Source organism: Streptomyces sp. NPDC029014 (assembly GCF_055564695.1).
Genome location: NZ_JBVHVT010000032.1, coordinates 41,873 through 54,754 on the forward strand (window position 1 = coordinate 41,873; position 12,882 = coordinate 54,754).

A 12,882-nucleotide genomic window follows, 5' to 3' on the forward strand; every position below is an offset into this window, starting at 1 on the left:
TGCGGGGTGCCACGACCTTTGCGGGGTGCGTAATGTGGCGGAAACCACGACTGGCGATACTGGGCCCGCCCCCTGTGCGCCCACCCCTGGGAGCGGTGGTGCACAAGCCGTCTGAACTGCGAGGATGAAGGCATGGACAAGCAGCAGGAATTCGTCCTCCGGACGCTGGAGGAGCGCGACATCCGCTTCGTGCGCCTGTGGTTCACCGACGTGCTGGGCTTCCTGAAGTCCGTGGCCGTCGCCCCGGCCGAGCTGGAACAGGCCTTCGACGAAGGCATCGGCTTCGACGGCTCGGCCATCGAGGGCTTCGCGCGGGTCTACGAGTCCGACATGATCGCCAAGCCGGACCCGGGAACCTTCCAGATACTGCCGTGGCGCGCCGAGGCCCCCGGCACCGCCCGCATGTTCTGCGACATCCTCATGCCGGACGGCTCCCCGTCCTTCGCCGACCCGCGCTTCGTCCTGAAGCGGATCCTGGCCAAGACCTCCGACCTGGGCTTCACCTTCTACACCCACCCGGAGATCGAGTTCTTCCTGCTGAAGGACAAGCCGCTGGACGGCTCCCGCCCCGTCCCGGCGGACAACTCCGGCTACTTCGACCACACCCCGCAGAACGTCGGCATGGACTTCCGCCGCCAGGCGATCACCATGCTCGAATCCATGGGCATCTCGGTCGAGTTCAGCCACCACGAGGGCGCCCCCGGCCAGCAGGAGATCGACCTGCGCTACGCCGACGCCCTGTCCACCGCCGACAACATCATGACCTTCCGCCTGGTCATGAAGCAGGTCGCCCTGGAGCAGGGCGTCCAGGCCACGTTCATGCCGAAGCCCTTCTCCGAGTACCCGGGCTCCGGCATGCACACCCACCTCTCCCTCTTCGAGGGCGACCGCAACGCCTTCTACGAGTCCGGCGCCGAGTACCAGCTCTCGAAGGTCGGCCGGTCCTTCATCGCGGGCCTGCTGCGCCACGCGGCGGAGACCTCGGCCGTCACCAACCAGTGGGTCAACTCGTACAAGCGGATCTGGGGCGGCTCCTCCCGCACCGCCGGCTCCGGCGGCGAAGCGCCCTCCTACATCTGCTGGGGCCACAACAACCGCTCGGCGCTGATCCGCGTCCCGATGTACAAGCCGGGCAAGATGGGCTCCTCCCGCATCGAGGTCCGCTCGATCGACTCGGGCGCCAACCCGTACCTCACGTACGCCGTCCTCCTGGCCGCCGGCCTGAAGGGCATCGAGGAGGGCTACGAACTCCCGGCCGGCGCCGACGACGACGTGTGGGCGCTGTCGGACGCGGAACGCCGCGCGATGGGCATCGAGCCCCTCCCGCAGAACCTCGGCGAGGCGATCTCCCTGATGGAGAAGAGCGAGCTGGTCGCCGAAACCCTCGGCGAACACGTCTTCGACTTCTTCCTGCGCAACAAGAAGCAGGAGTGGGAGGAATACCGCTCCGAGGTCACCGCCTTCGAACTCCGCAAGAACCTCCCGGTCCTGTAACCGCAGTTCAGCGGCAGTATCCCAGTCAGACGGCACTCCGGGCCGGCGGCAGTCAGCCGCCGGCCCGGACCCGTCTCACCCCTCCTGGGCCGTCTGTGGGCCGTCAGTCGTCGGATCGGCGGCCTTGTAGACCTCGTCCACGGCCCTCAGCGTGCGCTCGTGGCTGCTGGGCATCAGGTGTGTGTAGACCCGGAGCGTGAACCCGGGGTCGCCGTGTCCGAGGTAGGTGCTGAGCGCCTTGATGTTCTCCCCGGAGTCCAGCAGCACGGACGCGTAGAAGTGCCGCAGCGCGTGCATCCCATGCTCGCGCGCCGCCTGGTGGCGCTCGCCCGGCCGCGGCTCCGGGATGACCCCGGCCTGTACGAGGGCGAACTTCCACACACGGGTGTTGAAGTCGGTGCGCCGCACCGCGCCCCCGCCCGGGAGGGAGAACAGCAGCCGCTTGGTGACGAGCGGCCCGTCCGGCTTCAGCCAGGGGAGCGTCACGTCTACCGGCGGGAACTCCTCGCGGTGCTCCAGCAGCACCTGCGCGATGCGGCGGGGGAGCGGCACATCCCGTTCCTTCTCCCGCTTGGGCGGACCGAAGACGAGGTGCCCGTTTGCCACCTTCACCTGATTGGCCACCCGAAGCCATTCACCCCGGAAGTCATCTGGGTCGTCTGGCAGACCGAAGATTTCACCCTGCCTCAGCCCCAGGCCGCCTCCGGCATCGGCCATCGCCCGGTACCGCTTCGGCAGCGCGGCCCGGATGGCGAAGAGCCGTTCGGGCGTCCACGGCCTGACCCGCGGAGGGACCGGAGCGGGCGCCCGGACCGTACGGGCCTTGCACGGGTTCTTCGCCAGCAGCTCGTCGTCCACAGCGGCGGCGAGCACGGCGGATACGCTCGCGAAGATGACGCGCCGGTACGAGGAAACCGGCAGTACCTGCTCCAACTCGCTGAGCCAGTCGCGAATGTGCTCCGGCCGGAACGAGTCGAGCGGCCGTGTGCCGAGGTACGGGAACGCGTGCTTGCGGATCTGCACCTCGACCGACGTCCGAGTGGTCACGTCCGTCGTGAGCGACGCGAGCCACTTCTCTCCGTACTCCCGGAACGTGATCCGCCCGGCGGTCGGGTCGATGTACTGGCCCCGGGACATGTCCGCCTCGATGTGCGCCAACCACTTCTCGGCAAGGCGCTTCTGCCTGTCGGGGAAGCTCTTGGACTTCTCCGTCCCGTCCGGTCCGATGTACCGGGCGCGGTAGCGCATGCCGCTGCCGTAGCGGTCGGTTTTGACCCGGTAGGGCTTGCCGTCGGCTCCCTGCTCAGTCTTGAACCACCGGTCTTGGATGTGGCCTGCCACGTAGGGGCCTTTCTGAGGAAGCGCCGAGGGCGGGCCCGGGTGGGCCCGCCCTCGGCGGTGGTGTGGTTGGTTAGGCGGCTTGGCTGATGTCCTTGCGCTTCTGCTCGGCGATCCACGCGTGGACGTCGGCGGGGTCGTAGCGGGTGTGCTTGCCGACGCGAAATCCAGGGGGGCCGGTGCGCTTCTTGCGCCACTGGTAGACGGTTTCCACGGGCACATCGAGCAGTTCGGCGAGGGTCTCGGGCTTGAAGAAGCGGGGCGGTAGGGCGTTCAGGGTGGTCCCTCCGTTCGCAGCCGGGGCTGGTACCCCTCCGAGAAGTCCGCTACTGCCGCTACTCCGCTACCGCGCAGGTCAGGGGCATGTTTTTGGTAGCGGATCGGGTAGCGGTAGCGGATGACTCCGCCACCCCGGCCGGGCGGCCGGGGTGGCGTGGTAGCGGGTGTTTGCCGCTACCTGGGGTGGTTCCGCTACCTCCGGCAGGTGCCCTGACCTGCGAGGTAGCGGCGGTAGCGCTGGTAGCGCTCTTTCAGGGGAGGGGGGTGGGCGGCGGGCAGTACCGGGTCCAGGCGTCGGCGAGGTCGGCGGCGTAGTAGCCCTTGAGGACGGCGCCGCCCATCTTGATGTTCCGGGCGACCACGGGCCGACTGTCGGCGGTGGTGTACTCCCGGAGCATCTGGCCCAGCTGGCGGGCGTCGATGGACCGGCCGTTGATGTCCCCCCACGGCGCTTCGTCCAGGGCCCTGAGCTGCTCCAGGACGGCAGCGGTGGGCAGTCGGGGGATGTCCCCGAAGACGTGGTCCCGCAGGTCGGTGAGCAGGCGGACGCCCAGGCTGGCCTTGTCGTCGCTCTGTGCCGCGGTGACCAGTTCCACGCACGCCGCTCGCGCTCGCTCGGGCCAGTCCCCGCCGGCCGCGTCCGCGACGGCGAGGAGGGGTTCCCAGACGTCCGCGGGCCGGTCGGTGACCCCGTCCGGCATGACGGGGAAGGCGCCGCTGATGCGGTCGCGGATGGTGTCGGCCCACGCGGCGAGGCGGTCACGCAGGGCGTGGCCCTCGGTGGTGTGGAGGCGGGCGCGGAAGGGTTCGGCGTGCTCGTTGCGGGCCCGCCTCCGCATCCGGACGATGACCGACCGGGTCAGGATCGTGTCGGGCAGGGACCCGAGTCCGGCGACGGCGACGGCGCAGTACGAGGGGAACGGCACCACGGTCTGGTTGCCGCCGTCCCCGACGCACCGGTACATCACCCCGGAGCGGCGGTGTCCGGCGTTGATGAACCCGCGCAGTTCCTCGTTGTCCCCGGCTTTGGGGCCGAAGACGGTGTCGATCTCGTCGAAGAGGACGGTGGGGCGGCCGTCGCCCATGGAGACGGCGCGGAAGAGCGCGGCGGCGGACGCGTTGACGGCGACCATCGGCGCGGGAACGAGGGTTTCCACGATTTCCAGTGCGCGGGACTTCCCCGACCCGGGTTCCGGGGAGAGGAACGCCAGACGCGGGGTCGCGTCGAAGCAGTCCAGGAGGTGGGCGTGTGCGTCCCACAGGGCCACGGCGACGTAGGCGCCCTCGGTGGGGAAGACGTTGAACCGTCGGTGGAAGCGTTCGACGTCGTCCAGCAGCGCGGCGCCGTCGGTGGCCGTGGTGCCCTGCTCGGGGAGGGTGGCGGTCATGCGGCGTTCCTCGCTTCCTGGGTGGCCCTGAGCGGGCATGCGCTGCGGTGGTCGTTGTGGCGCTGGATGAGTGCGTGGATCTGGCGGGGGCCGTACGCGGTTTCGTCCCACCCGCACGTGCACACCGACCGGGCCGAGGGCACGGCCTGGTGCGGGGTGCGGATGTGCAGGATGGCGACGACGTACCGGCCGTCGCCCGGGTGTGGGTCAGGGCGAACAGCAGAAGGGACGCCCTGACGGGCGACGACCTTCGGCGCGCTACTACCGGCCAGAGCGGGGGCCGGTTCGGCGGGGCGGGTGCCGGTGGGGGTGTCGGGAGGGCTCTTAGCCGGGGGGTGTTCGCGGGCGGTCATGCCGTTGCCCGGGCGTGGGGGTTGTTGGCGATGGACCAGTTGAGGGCGCTGGTGATGGCGGAGCGGTATTCGTAGTGCTTCAGGCCGGCCGCTTCCGCCCCCCAGCTAAGAGCCTGCTCAACCTCCCCGCGGTCGAGGTCGCCAGACGCGATCAGCCGCCCCAGGGCCCGCGCGGCCCTGACGAGCGCCTTGTTCCGTCCGCCCTCGGCCGCCGATTCGACGTTGGCGGTCTCGTTGCGCAGGGCGGCCGCCGCGTAGGCGGCACGGCGCCCCGTAGCGGCTCCCGTGGTACGCGGGTGCAGGGGAACGGCCTTGATCCGGGGCGGGGCGGTCAGTCGGGTGTGCACCCAGCTGGGGAGTGGGGCGGGGGGCCGGTCGTCGGTGATCTCGTAGCACCCGGCGGGGACCGTACTGCCGGGGGCGACGACGTAGCCGCCCCAGGCTCGGGTGTCGATGTGCCGGCCGAGGATGTCTTGGGTGGAGCGCGGCCGGGTGCCCGCGGGGGCGGTGAAGTACAGGTGCAGCCCGCCGGACGGCGTGGCCACCGTGTGGGTGTCCGGGAGGGTTTCGCCCAGGGACGTGCACAGGCTGTGGAGGATCTCGCGACCGTGGAGCGTGTCCGGCGGGTCGGACGGCTTGGGGGCGTCCAGGTCGATGACGACCAGCTCGGCCGGGCCGGTGGCCAACCCCACGTTGAACGCTCCGGTCGCCCACGCGGCACGGATCCGGTCGGGGTCGGTGGTAGCGCGCTGTTCGGGCTTGGCGTGCCCGTCAGCGCAGTCGCCAGTGCCGGGGCAACGGGTCTCGCCGTGGAGGGCGGACACCTTGGAGCCAGGGCGGAGCGGGATCACGGGCCAGCCGCGCGCGGCGGTAGCTAATGCTGCGGTCAGCAGCGTGGACGGGGGGTGATAGGTCATGCTGGATATCTCCAGTTCTGTGATGAGTGCTGGATGAAGGCGGCCCCGGTCATTGGCGTGAAGGGGGCCGCCTTCGGCCTGCTTGGGCTGGCTACTGGTCGGCGGTGATGTCGGCCATGTCGTCGAACTGCAAGAGGAGCTGGCCGAGCTGGCGGCGCGTAATGTCGCGGCGGTAGGGCACGTCGAGGTCGACCCAGTCGAGCTCGACGGTGACTACCTCGGAGGCGGAGTCGTCCTCAAACACAGAAGCTCCTAGGGTTTGGGTCAGCGGTGGCGGATGGTGCCGGTGGGGCGGCCGAACAGGCCGGTCACGGGTGTTGCTACTGGTGGTTGATCCAGTGGGTGTATTCCTGGCGGACGTAGCCGCGGGGGTTCATGAACGCCTCGTCGCTGTCCGCGTCGTGTGGGCCGTCGCCGTAGATGTCCGGGGCCTTGGCGTCGAAGGTGCGGAATTGGTGGGCGGCTTCGATGGCGGCGACGAGGGCGTTGCCTTCGGCGCCGTGGCGGGTGTCGTCCAGGGCGATGCGGTCCAGCGCGGCGGCCTTGCGGAGCCAGAAGAGGCGGGCGTCGTCGGGGTTGGCGGACGTGAGGGCGTCGCGGACGTGGCGGGCGGTCCAGCCGATCTCGCTGATCACGGACGGGGCCTTGGCGTACGCCTCGTCCGGGGTCGGCCAGACGCCGGTGCCGTCGCTGTGGTCGGCGGTGATGTACAGCCGGGTGCGGTCGCCGCCGCGGGTGGCGTACTCGCGGGCGGTTCCGGTGGTGAAGGTCTGGCCGAGTGCGGTGGTGATGCGGTCGGTGTCGGCGGGGTCGCAGATGATCCGGATCTCGAACACGGGCGGTCCCTTACAGGTTGGGGATGGCGTGGACGATGGCGCGGGTGAGCTGGTTGATGGGTCCGGCGGCGCCGGTGGAGGCGAGGAAGAACCCGAACATGACCGCGGTGAAGGCGCTGCCGTAGCCGAGGGCACCGGAGCGCAGGAGCAAGACGAGGACGAGTCCGAGGATCAGGACGAGCGAGATGGTGATGGCCACGGCTGGTCTCCAGAGCGGGAGTTGGGCCCAGTAGGGTGTGATCGGTTCGCCTTTCGAGGCGGGTTTCGAGGGCCGGTGGCCGCGCCAGCCTGTCGTCGGCTAGACGAGGGGTCCGTCTTATGGCGGGCGGCCACCGGCTTTATGCGTGCCGCTTAGCGGGTGCCGGCGCGGTGGATGGTCCGGCTGTGGTTGAGCAGGCGGCGGCCGATGCGCAGGCGCTTGCCGCGGCCCTTGCAGCGGCGGCACAGCTTCGGCGGCTTCGGGCGGCCGGTGCGGGTGGTGGCGAGGATGGCGCCGGTGCCGGAGCACTTGCGGCAGTCCGCGAAGGGGCTGGTGGCGCAGAGCGCGGCGTAGGCGGCGAGGGCGATCAGGGCGAGGACGCTAGCGGTGAGCATGGGTGGTGTCCTCCCGTCCAAAGGGCGGTTTCCGGGGTGTCGTGCACGGTGTTGCTAGGTGCTAAGTGCCTGCTCAGGGGCTGGTTTGGCCGCTAGTGGGGGTGCTAGACCTAGCAGTGGCGGCCGCTAGGTCTAGCGGGCCCGCGCGGGGCGTTGCGGGGTGGTTCAGGCGGCGCGGTCGGCGTCGCGGCGGGCGATGGCGGCGACCAGGTCGGCGCGGTCGATGCCGCGGCGGTTCTTGCCCTCGCCGTCGTCGGTCTGGCCCCAGACCTGCCCGGTCTTGATGCCCCACGGCTTCAGGGCGGCGGTGACGTTCTCGCCCTTCCACCCGGCGTAGGTCTCGGGGCGGAGCTGGGTCAGTCGGGCGGCGATCCGCTCGCACCACACCGACTTCTCACCCGCGGGGATCACCTTCAGCACGTCCGCGAGGATGTCCGCCCCGGTTCCGGCTTCGGGGCCGGCGCCGGTGGCATGGCCGGTGACGTTGCCGTACTCCTCCCGCGCCTTCCTCGCCCGCGCCACGATCGCCTCAGCGGCGACCGCGTCCACGAACGCGGATGCCACGATCTTCGGGTCGTCGCCCTCGCCGGCCATCCAGCAGATGCCGCGGTCGGAGCGGGAGAACATCGTGGCCCGGTACCCCGCCTTGTACATCGACGTGCCCAGGATCATGTCGTTGGCGGGCTGGCCCATCACCTTCAGCGCGAACCGCAGCACGGCGTTCGCGGAGATGCCGGTCGGCAGGGACTTTGCGTCGGGCCGTTGGGTGCCGAACATGCCGACCATGCCGAGGGCGGGGCCGCGCTTGGTGATGTCGGTGCAGATGTCCTCGATCTCTTGGCCGTACTTCTCGTGCTCGAAGGGCACCTGGCACTCGTCCAGGCCGACGACGATCGGGTGCAGCCCGAGCGACTTGTCCGACGCGAGGTCGGGGGTGACCTTCGACTCCGGGCAGCGGGAGCGAGGCAGGTTCTTGATGACCTTCGCCCGGCGGCGGAGCTCGTCCTTGAGTTCGCGCAGGGACTGGACGACGTATTCGATGTCGTCGTCTTCCTCGCCGGCGCGGTAGCGGTGGCAGACCGGTTCGAGGGCGGAGAAGTCGCCGGTGCCCTTGAAGTCGAACGCGTGGATCTCGGCGCGGGGGTCGAGGGCGGCGATGAGGAGGAGCAGCCGCATGAGGAAGGTTTTGCCCATGCGGGGGATGGATCCGACGACGACCGCGGCGAACATGAGCGTGACGGTGACGTCGCGCATGCGCTGGTCGTTGCCGAACACCACCGGCTTGAACAGATCCACCGTCCCCGACTTGGCCAACGGCCAGGCCGGTTTCGACGTCTCGTTCATCGGCTTGTCCCCGACCCACAGGATCAGGCGCCCTTCGTGCTCCGTGGGGTCCGGGGAGGGCCAGACGCAGCCGACCTTGCGGCGCAGACCCGAGGCAAGCGGCTTGCGGGCCTCCATGATGTCCTCCGGCGTCACGCCGTACGGGAGGTCGAGGTCGGCGCGGTAGCCGGGCCCGTCGCGCACGATCTCGGAGGTGAAGCGCAGGCCGTTCATGTCTCCGCCCTTCTTGATGGCGGCGGAGATTTTGGCGTTGCCGATGCTGTCCAGGCCGCGCAGCACGATTGACCCGGTCAGCTTCTGCACCTCGGTCTTCAGCACGGCGGGGCCGATGACCTGCTCGTCGGGCTGCTGCCCGACCACGCCCAGCAGCAGCACCCCGCCGGCCGCGAACGCCCACAGGAACGCCGGGGCCAGGACGTACAGCCACAGGGCGAAGCCGATGCCGAACACGGCGGCGACCAGGGTGACCAGGCCGCGGAGCCTGACCCGGCCGGAGCGCATGCCGGCAAGCCGCATGTACTCATCCGCGTCCTCGTTGCGGACCGCGGCCGCCCGCAACGGCGCGGCCTCCCGGTCCCACACCCACCGGTTGGTGGTGGCGACGAACCGGCACGCGCCCCGCGGGGAGCGCACGGCCAGCCGCGCGGAGTACACCGGGAGCCGCACCCCGTGGTAGAGGGCGGCGTAGCCGAGGTTGGCGCCCGCGTGCCGGGCGGTGGCGAGGAAGTCACGCCGGTTGGTCAGCCAGGAGGCGAGGACCGGCTTGCGCTTCTCCACGGTGATCTTCGGGTCGGGCAGGTTGGGGTTGTCGACCATCTTCGGCACGACGGGCTCGTCGTCCAGGTCGGGGACGGCGTGGAGGTGGGTGCCCGGGGGGTGCTGATCGGTCATGCTGGGAGTCCTGTCTGCGTTGGCGGGCGGGGAAAGGCCGGGGCGGCCGCGCGTTCTTTGGCGAGAGGGGCGGCCGCCCCGGGCGGAACTACTTCCTGCGCTTGCCGTGCCGCTTTGCGGCGGCGGCCTCGCGTTCCTCCTGCTCGGTCCGCTCGCGGGCGCGGTCGATGATCCGGTCGACCTTGCGTTCCAGGTCGCCCTGGTAGACGGTCTGCGAGGCGATCCCGCGCTTGGCCATGCGGGCGGTGTACCAGGCGATCTGCGTGATCTCGCCCGCGGTGAACTTCGGGTCCTTCGCCATTACTGGGTTCCTTCCAGGGCTGGGACTAGCGGCGGGCGTAGGGGTTGAGGGGCATGCCGCACTTCGGGTTGGGGCACTTGCGGGGGTTGGGCTTGGGGACGGGGCGGCGGCAGCTCGGGCAGCAGGAGTAGGTGTGCTGGACCACTGAGGGCTCCTCGGGGTGTGGGTGCGGCGCGGGACTGTCCCGGCTCCCCTCACCACCCGGCACGGTGGCCGGGTGGATCGGGCAGTCGTCAGTCCTGCACTTCGGTCAACGGGTCTTCTTGAGTTCGTGGGCGTGGCAAAGGACCGGGGCGATCAGTAGGCCGATACCGGCGACGGTCCACCGGCCGGCCGTGAGTGGCCCGGGCGGGACCGCATCCACGATCCGGCCCGTACGGCCCACGGCCCGCGGGTCGTCCTCACACGCCACGATGAGCACCCGGTCTCCGGCGGCGAACACGTCATCGCCCCCTTCGTCGGGCGGCCCTGCGTACGTTCTTCGCGGCCTGCGTGCCCTCGGGGCCGCCGACGGCCTTGACGGCCGTGTGGACTCCCCAGCCCAGGACCAGGGCGAGGAAGGCGAGGAACGCGATGTTCGCGGCCATGGCGGTCAGGGCGCCGATAAGGAGCGGGCCGAAGTACACCCCGGCCGCGACCGCACCGGCGCCGACCCCAGAGCCGAGCGCAACGCGCTGCATGGTGCGGTCGGGCGGGGCCTGGTGGATGTGCTGGTGGACGATCTGCGGGCCGGTGTAGGCGGCCGGAAGGTGGTCGGCGTAGACGTGGGTGCCGTCCGGGAGCTGGACCACGCTGGCCGGGTGGACGGGTTCGGGGATGTGGTTCACGATCAGTCTCCCCTTTCTCGGGGTCAGAGAGTCAGGGCCAGGGCGAGCGCGGCGAGGGTGAGGGCGAGGATGTGGGCGGTCTGGTCGACGTGGGCGGCGCCGCCGTGCGCGGCCCATCCGGTCTGGCGGGCCAGCCGCATCCACGCGGCGACCGGCCAGCGGCGGTCGATGAACGCGTGCGTGGCACCGATCCACGCCAGTGCGGCCGCGACGGGCAGTAGCGGAAGATGCCACCCCAGCCCCACACCGCCGACCGTGAAGAGGACTCCGCAGGTCAGTACGTGGGTGGCGGCGTGGGTGAGGTTGGCGGTCCAGCCCGCGCGGCCGCAGGCGGCCTTGTGGGCGGCCTGGTGGTCGGTCTGGAACGGGTAGTCGGCCAGCAGATGCCCGACGTAGAGCAGGAAGGCGATCTCAGCGAACATGGGGTCAGCCCCTTCCCGGGCAGGTCAGACCGCAGACGAGTGGGCGTCGTCGGGGTAGGCGCAGGGCACGCACATCCCGAGCGAGGCCGGGATGACGTAGCCCGCGTCCCGCCAGCAGGCCGGGCAGGTGCGGCGGGCGGCATTCGCCCGCTCCAGCGCCTCCCGCTTGGCGGGGGTCATGGGCCGGACCGGCAGGGCGAGGTCGACGCGGTAGAGGTAGGCGACGAGCGGGCCGCGCCGGTAGCGCGGACGCTGCACCTCCGCCGCGACCGGCTGACCACCCGGCCGCAGACCCGCGGCCCGTAACTGCCGGCGCGTGGCCAGACCCTCAGGGGCAAGCCGCCAGACGTAGACGGGGATGGCGGTCATGCGACGCTCACCGCCTCAGCGGCGGCGTTCGCTTGCCGCTCGCCCCGCAAGGCGTCACGGAGCATCCGGCCATTCGCCGGCGACGTCCGCAGGGTCTTACGGAGCCGATCCGCGGTCAGTTCATCGGGCGACCACGACTCCGTCAGCGACCGTGCCTCGGCGAGAAGTTCGTCCGCCGTACGACGGGTGCGAGTCGACCGGGCCGACTCAGGAAGTCGACCGGTCGCCCGGCGAGGACGGGGCCGATCGGCAGCCACCACGACCGGCCGCACCGGCACCGGATCGAGGGCCGGAGTCGACTCGTCGGCCGCCGGGAGGCCGGCCGGGGTGGCCTCTTCGCTCGCCGACTCGCCCAGGTCAGCTATGGACCGTTCCGTGTTGGTCTGTGTCGTTTTCTCCGCATCCGATCGGGTGCGCGGGCGGTGGTGGAGGACCTTGCCGACCAGATCCGATCCGAAGTAGATCGACCCGACCGGGAGCGACGCGGCAAGCAACACGAGCGCCCAGTTGACCGGAGCGAGTTCCGCGAGTCGGGTCCACTGACCCGATCGGCCGTGCAGACCGTGCACGTAGTTCAGCACCAGCGACGCGGCCGTGTATGAGGCCAGCACCCGCAGCGCGAACCGGCGGTCATCACCGGTCAGTACAAGCGCGGCCACCAGAGCCAGAGCCATCAGGCCATCGACGACGAACGGGTACAGCGTCGCGGCCGTGGGGTCGGCGCCGATCGTCGTCGCGACGTCCCGCAGTGCGTTCCACGACACCCGGAACGCCATCCCGACCACACCGACGAGCGCGGCAACGAGAGCGATTCGCGCCCGGCGGCTCACCGGTCCGCCTCGCCATCGGTGTTGCGGGAGCCGTGACCGCTGTCGAGGTCGCCGTACTCCCAGATGAACGACGGACCCATCCCGTCGTCGTCCGCCCGCTCCTCCGGGGCGGCGGGCGGCGGGGACGGGTTCTCGGGGCGGGTGAACAGGCGCCGGAGGAACCTCACGCCCCCACCCCCGGCACCCGAGCACCGGCCGTACGGGCGGCGAGGTCGCGGCGGGCGGCCAGCAGGCGCCGGCGGGCCCGGCGCAGCCGCCGCTCGTCCAGCTCCGTCGGCGTTCGGTCCAGCAGGGCGATCCGCACGTCGAGGAGGTCGACCTCGGCGGAGATGACCGGCATCTCCGCCTCGATCGCGTCCAGCTCCGCGTCCGTCGGCTCCAGGTCTGGCGGCAGCGCGGTAACGGGCTTCTGACGTGCAACGATGAACTTCATTGGGTCTTGCTCCTCTCACACAGGAACGGGACCGAACAGCAGCCCCGGCGTTGGCCCGCCGGGGCTGCACGTCGTTGTGAAGCAGGAAGAACTCCAGCTCCCCCACCCCGCCCGTACGAGCGCCAAAGGCACTGGACGGGCAGGGGAGGCAACCGGTCGCAGCTGCGAGCGCTGCGAAACGGTCGAGCAAGTACGCGGTGTCTCCTTTGGGAGCGCGCTCCCGTTGAGGCGTATGGAGACGTGACCTTTCGGTCTAAGCCCTCCGG

At 70.7% G+C, this 12,882-nt stretch carries 19 protein-coding genes; 1 reads left to right on the top strand and 18 read right to left on the bottom strand.

Annotated features, from left to right (window positions below):
- Positions 1 to 132 precede the first annotated feature (132 nt).
- A complete protein-coding gene (locus ACZ4VL_RS19220) occupies positions 133 to 1,494 on the top strand; it encodes a glutamine synthetase family protein (protein ID WP_179177751.1) in 1,362 nt (453 codons plus the stop codon).
- 75 nt (positions 1,495 to 1,569) lie between these two features.
- On the opposite strand, the gene ACZ4VL_RS19225 is transcribed toward ACZ4VL_RS19220, so the two are convergent.
- The 18 genes from ACZ4VL_RS19225 to ACZ4VL_RS19310 all read right to left on the bottom strand — a co-directional run bounded on the left by ACZ4VL_RS19225 (position 1,570) and on the right by ACZ4VL_RS19310 (position 12,616).
- Positions 1,570 to 2,835, bottom strand: a complete 1,266-nt coding sequence (locus tag ACZ4VL_RS19225) for a tyrosine-type recombinase/integrase (protein ID WP_468201110.1) — start codon at positions 2,833 to 2,835, stop codon at positions 1,570 to 1,572.
- Between the two features lie 70 nt (positions 2,836 to 2,905).
- Positions 2,906 to 3,109 (bottom strand): helix-turn-helix transcriptional regulator, encoded by a 204-nt coding sequence (locus ACZ4VL_RS19230; RefSeq protein ID WP_468201232.1) that lies wholly within the window; start codon positions 3,107 to 3,109, stop codon positions 2,906 to 2,908.
- 253 nt (positions 3,110 to 3,362) lie between these two features.
- Entirely contained in the window at positions 3,363 to 4,499 is a 1,137-nt protein-coding gene (locus tag ACZ4VL_RS19235; RefSeq protein ID WP_468201112.1) for a DUF3631 domain-containing protein, read from the bottom strand.
- Positions 4,496 to 4,852 carry a hypothetical protein gene (locus ACZ4VL_RS19240; RefSeq protein ID WP_468201115.1) on the bottom strand — a complete coding sequence of 119 codons (357 nt, stop codon included), beginning with the start codon at positions 4,850 to 4,852 and terminating at the stop codon, positions 4,496 to 4,498. The genes ACZ4VL_RS19235 and ACZ4VL_RS19240 overlap by 4 nt, the downstream gene beginning before the upstream one ends.
- Complete coding sequence (locus tag ACZ4VL_RS19245; protein WP_468201118.1) at positions 4,849 to 5,769, bottom strand: bifunctional DNA primase/polymerase; 921 nt, start codon at positions 5,767 to 5,769, stop codon at positions 4,849 to 4,851. The genes ACZ4VL_RS19240 and ACZ4VL_RS19245 overlap by 4 nt, the downstream gene beginning before the upstream one ends.
- A gap of 91 nt (positions 5,770 to 5,860) precedes the next feature.
- Positions 5,861 to 6,013: a hypothetical protein gene (locus tag ACZ4VL_RS19250; protein WP_468201121.1), complete on the bottom strand. Its 153-nt coding sequence runs from the start codon at positions 6,011 to 6,013 to the stop codon at positions 5,861 to 5,863.
- Between the two features lie 76 nt (positions 6,014 to 6,089).
- Complete coding sequence (locus ACZ4VL_RS19255; RefSeq protein WP_468201124.1) at positions 6,090 to 6,605, bottom strand: hypothetical protein; 516 nt, start codon at positions 6,603 to 6,605, stop codon at positions 6,090 to 6,092.
- A gap of 10 nt (positions 6,606 to 6,615) precedes the next feature.
- On the bottom strand, positions 6,616 to 6,804 hold the full coding sequence (locus tag ACZ4VL_RS19260) for a hypothetical protein (protein ID WP_468201127.1): 189 nt from the start codon (positions 6,802 to 6,804) through the stop codon (positions 6,616 to 6,618).
- A gap of 152 nt (positions 6,805 to 6,956) precedes the next feature.
- Positions 6,957 to 7,199 carry a hypothetical protein gene (locus ACZ4VL_RS19265; RefSeq protein ID WP_468201130.1) on the bottom strand — a complete coding sequence of 81 codons (243 nt, stop codon included), beginning with the start codon at positions 7,197 to 7,199 and terminating at the stop codon, positions 6,957 to 6,959.
- Between the two features lie 165 nt (positions 7,200 to 7,364).
- The gene (locus tag ACZ4VL_RS19270) at positions 7,365 to 9,434 is read right to left on the bottom strand and encodes a cell division protein FtsK (RefSeq protein ID WP_468201132.1); all 2,070 of its coding nucleotides are present in this window, start codon (positions 9,432 to 9,434) and stop codon (positions 7,365 to 7,367) included.
- Positions 9,435 to 9,522: 88 nt separating this feature from the next.
- On the bottom strand, positions 9,523 to 9,735 hold the full coding sequence (locus tag ACZ4VL_RS19275) for a DUF6257 family protein (RefSeq protein WP_468201135.1): 213 nt from the start codon (positions 9,733 to 9,735) through the stop codon (positions 9,523 to 9,525).
- Positions 9,736 to 9,985: 250 nt separating this feature from the next.
- The gene (locus tag ACZ4VL_RS19280) at positions 9,986 to 10,177 is read right to left on the bottom strand and encodes a hypothetical protein (RefSeq protein WP_468201137.1); all 192 of its coding nucleotides are present in this window, start codon (positions 10,175 to 10,177) and stop codon (positions 9,986 to 9,988) included.
- Between the two features lies 1 nt (position 10,178).
- Positions 10,179 to 10,562 (bottom strand): DUF6251 family protein, encoded by a 384-nt coding sequence (locus ACZ4VL_RS19285; RefSeq protein ID WP_468201140.1) that lies wholly within the window; start codon positions 10,560 to 10,562, stop codon positions 10,179 to 10,181.
- Positions 10,563 to 10,585: 23 nt separating this feature from the next.
- Positions 10,586 to 10,984, bottom strand: coding sequence for a DUF3307 domain-containing protein (locus ACZ4VL_RS19290; protein ID WP_468201143.1), 399 nt, complete (start codon positions 10,982 to 10,984; stop codon positions 10,586 to 10,588).
- 24 nt (positions 10,985 to 11,008) lie between these two features.
- Positions 11,009 to 11,353, bottom strand: a complete 345-nt coding sequence (locus tag ACZ4VL_RS19295; protein ID WP_468201145.1) for an RRQRL motif-containing zinc-binding protein — start codon at positions 11,351 to 11,353, stop codon at positions 11,009 to 11,011.
- Positions 11,350 to 12,183 (bottom strand): DUF2637 domain-containing protein, encoded by an 834-nt coding sequence (locus ACZ4VL_RS19300; RefSeq protein ID WP_468201146.1) that lies wholly within the window; start codon positions 12,181 to 12,183, stop codon positions 11,350 to 11,352. Before ACZ4VL_RS19300 ends, ACZ4VL_RS19295 begins: the two co-directional genes overlap by 4 nt.
- The gene (locus ACZ4VL_RS19305; RefSeq protein WP_468201149.1) at positions 12,180 to 12,350 is read right to left on the bottom strand and encodes a hypothetical protein; all 171 of its coding nucleotides are present in this window, start codon (positions 12,348 to 12,350) and stop codon (positions 12,180 to 12,182) included. The genes ACZ4VL_RS19300 and ACZ4VL_RS19305 overlap by 4 nt, the downstream gene beginning before the upstream one ends.
- Entirely contained in the window at positions 12,347 to 12,616 is a 270-nt protein-coding gene (locus tag ACZ4VL_RS19310; protein ID WP_468201151.1) for a DUF6284 family protein, read from the bottom strand. Before ACZ4VL_RS19310 ends, ACZ4VL_RS19305 begins: the two co-directional genes overlap by 4 nt.
- Between the last annotated feature and the right edge of the window lie 266 nt (positions 12,617 to 12,882).

What these genes read in the sequence shown, in the direction of transcription:
- ACZ4VL_RS19220 (WP_179177751.1), top strand. Translation starts at nt 133, where the DNA reads ATGGACAAGCAGCAGGAATTCGTCCTCCGGACGCTGGAGGAGCGCGAC.
- ACZ4VL_RS19235 (WP_468201112.1), bottom strand. Translation starts at nt 4,499, where the DNA reads ATGACCGCCACCCTCCCCGAGCAGGGCACCACGGCCACCGACGGCGCC.
- ACZ4VL_RS19240 (WP_468201115.1), bottom strand. Translation starts at nt 4,852, where the DNA reads ATGACCGCCCGCGAACACCCCCCGGCTAAGAGCCCTCCCGACACCCCC.
- ACZ4VL_RS19245 (WP_468201118.1), bottom strand. Translation starts at nt 5,769, where the DNA reads ATGACCTATCACCCCCCGTCCACGCTGCTGACCGCAGCATTAGCTACC.
- ACZ4VL_RS19265 (WP_468201130.1), bottom strand. Translation starts at nt 7,199, where the DNA reads ATGCTCACCGCTAGCGTCCTCGCCCTGATCGCCCTCGCCGCCTACGCC.
- ACZ4VL_RS19270 (WP_468201132.1), bottom strand. Translation starts at nt 9,434, where the DNA reads ATGACCGATCAGCACCCCCCGGGCACCCACCTCCACGCCGTCCCCGAC.
- ACZ4VL_RS19275 (WP_468201135.1), bottom strand. Translation starts at nt 9,735, where the DNA reads ATGGCGAAGGACCCGAAGTTCACCGCGGGCGAGATCACGCAGATCGCC.
- ACZ4VL_RS19290 (WP_468201143.1), bottom strand. Translation starts at nt 10,984, where the DNA reads ATGTTCGCTGAGATCGCCTTCCTGCTCTACGTCGGGCATCTGCTGGCC.
- ACZ4VL_RS19295 (WP_468201145.1), bottom strand. Translation starts at nt 11,353, where the DNA reads ATGACCGCCATCCCCGTCTACGTCTGGCGGCTTGCCCCTGAGGGTCTG.
- ACZ4VL_RS19310 (WP_468201151.1), bottom strand. Translation starts at nt 12,616, where the DNA reads ATGAAGTTCATCGTTGCACGTCAGAAGCCCGTTACCGCGCTGCCGCCA.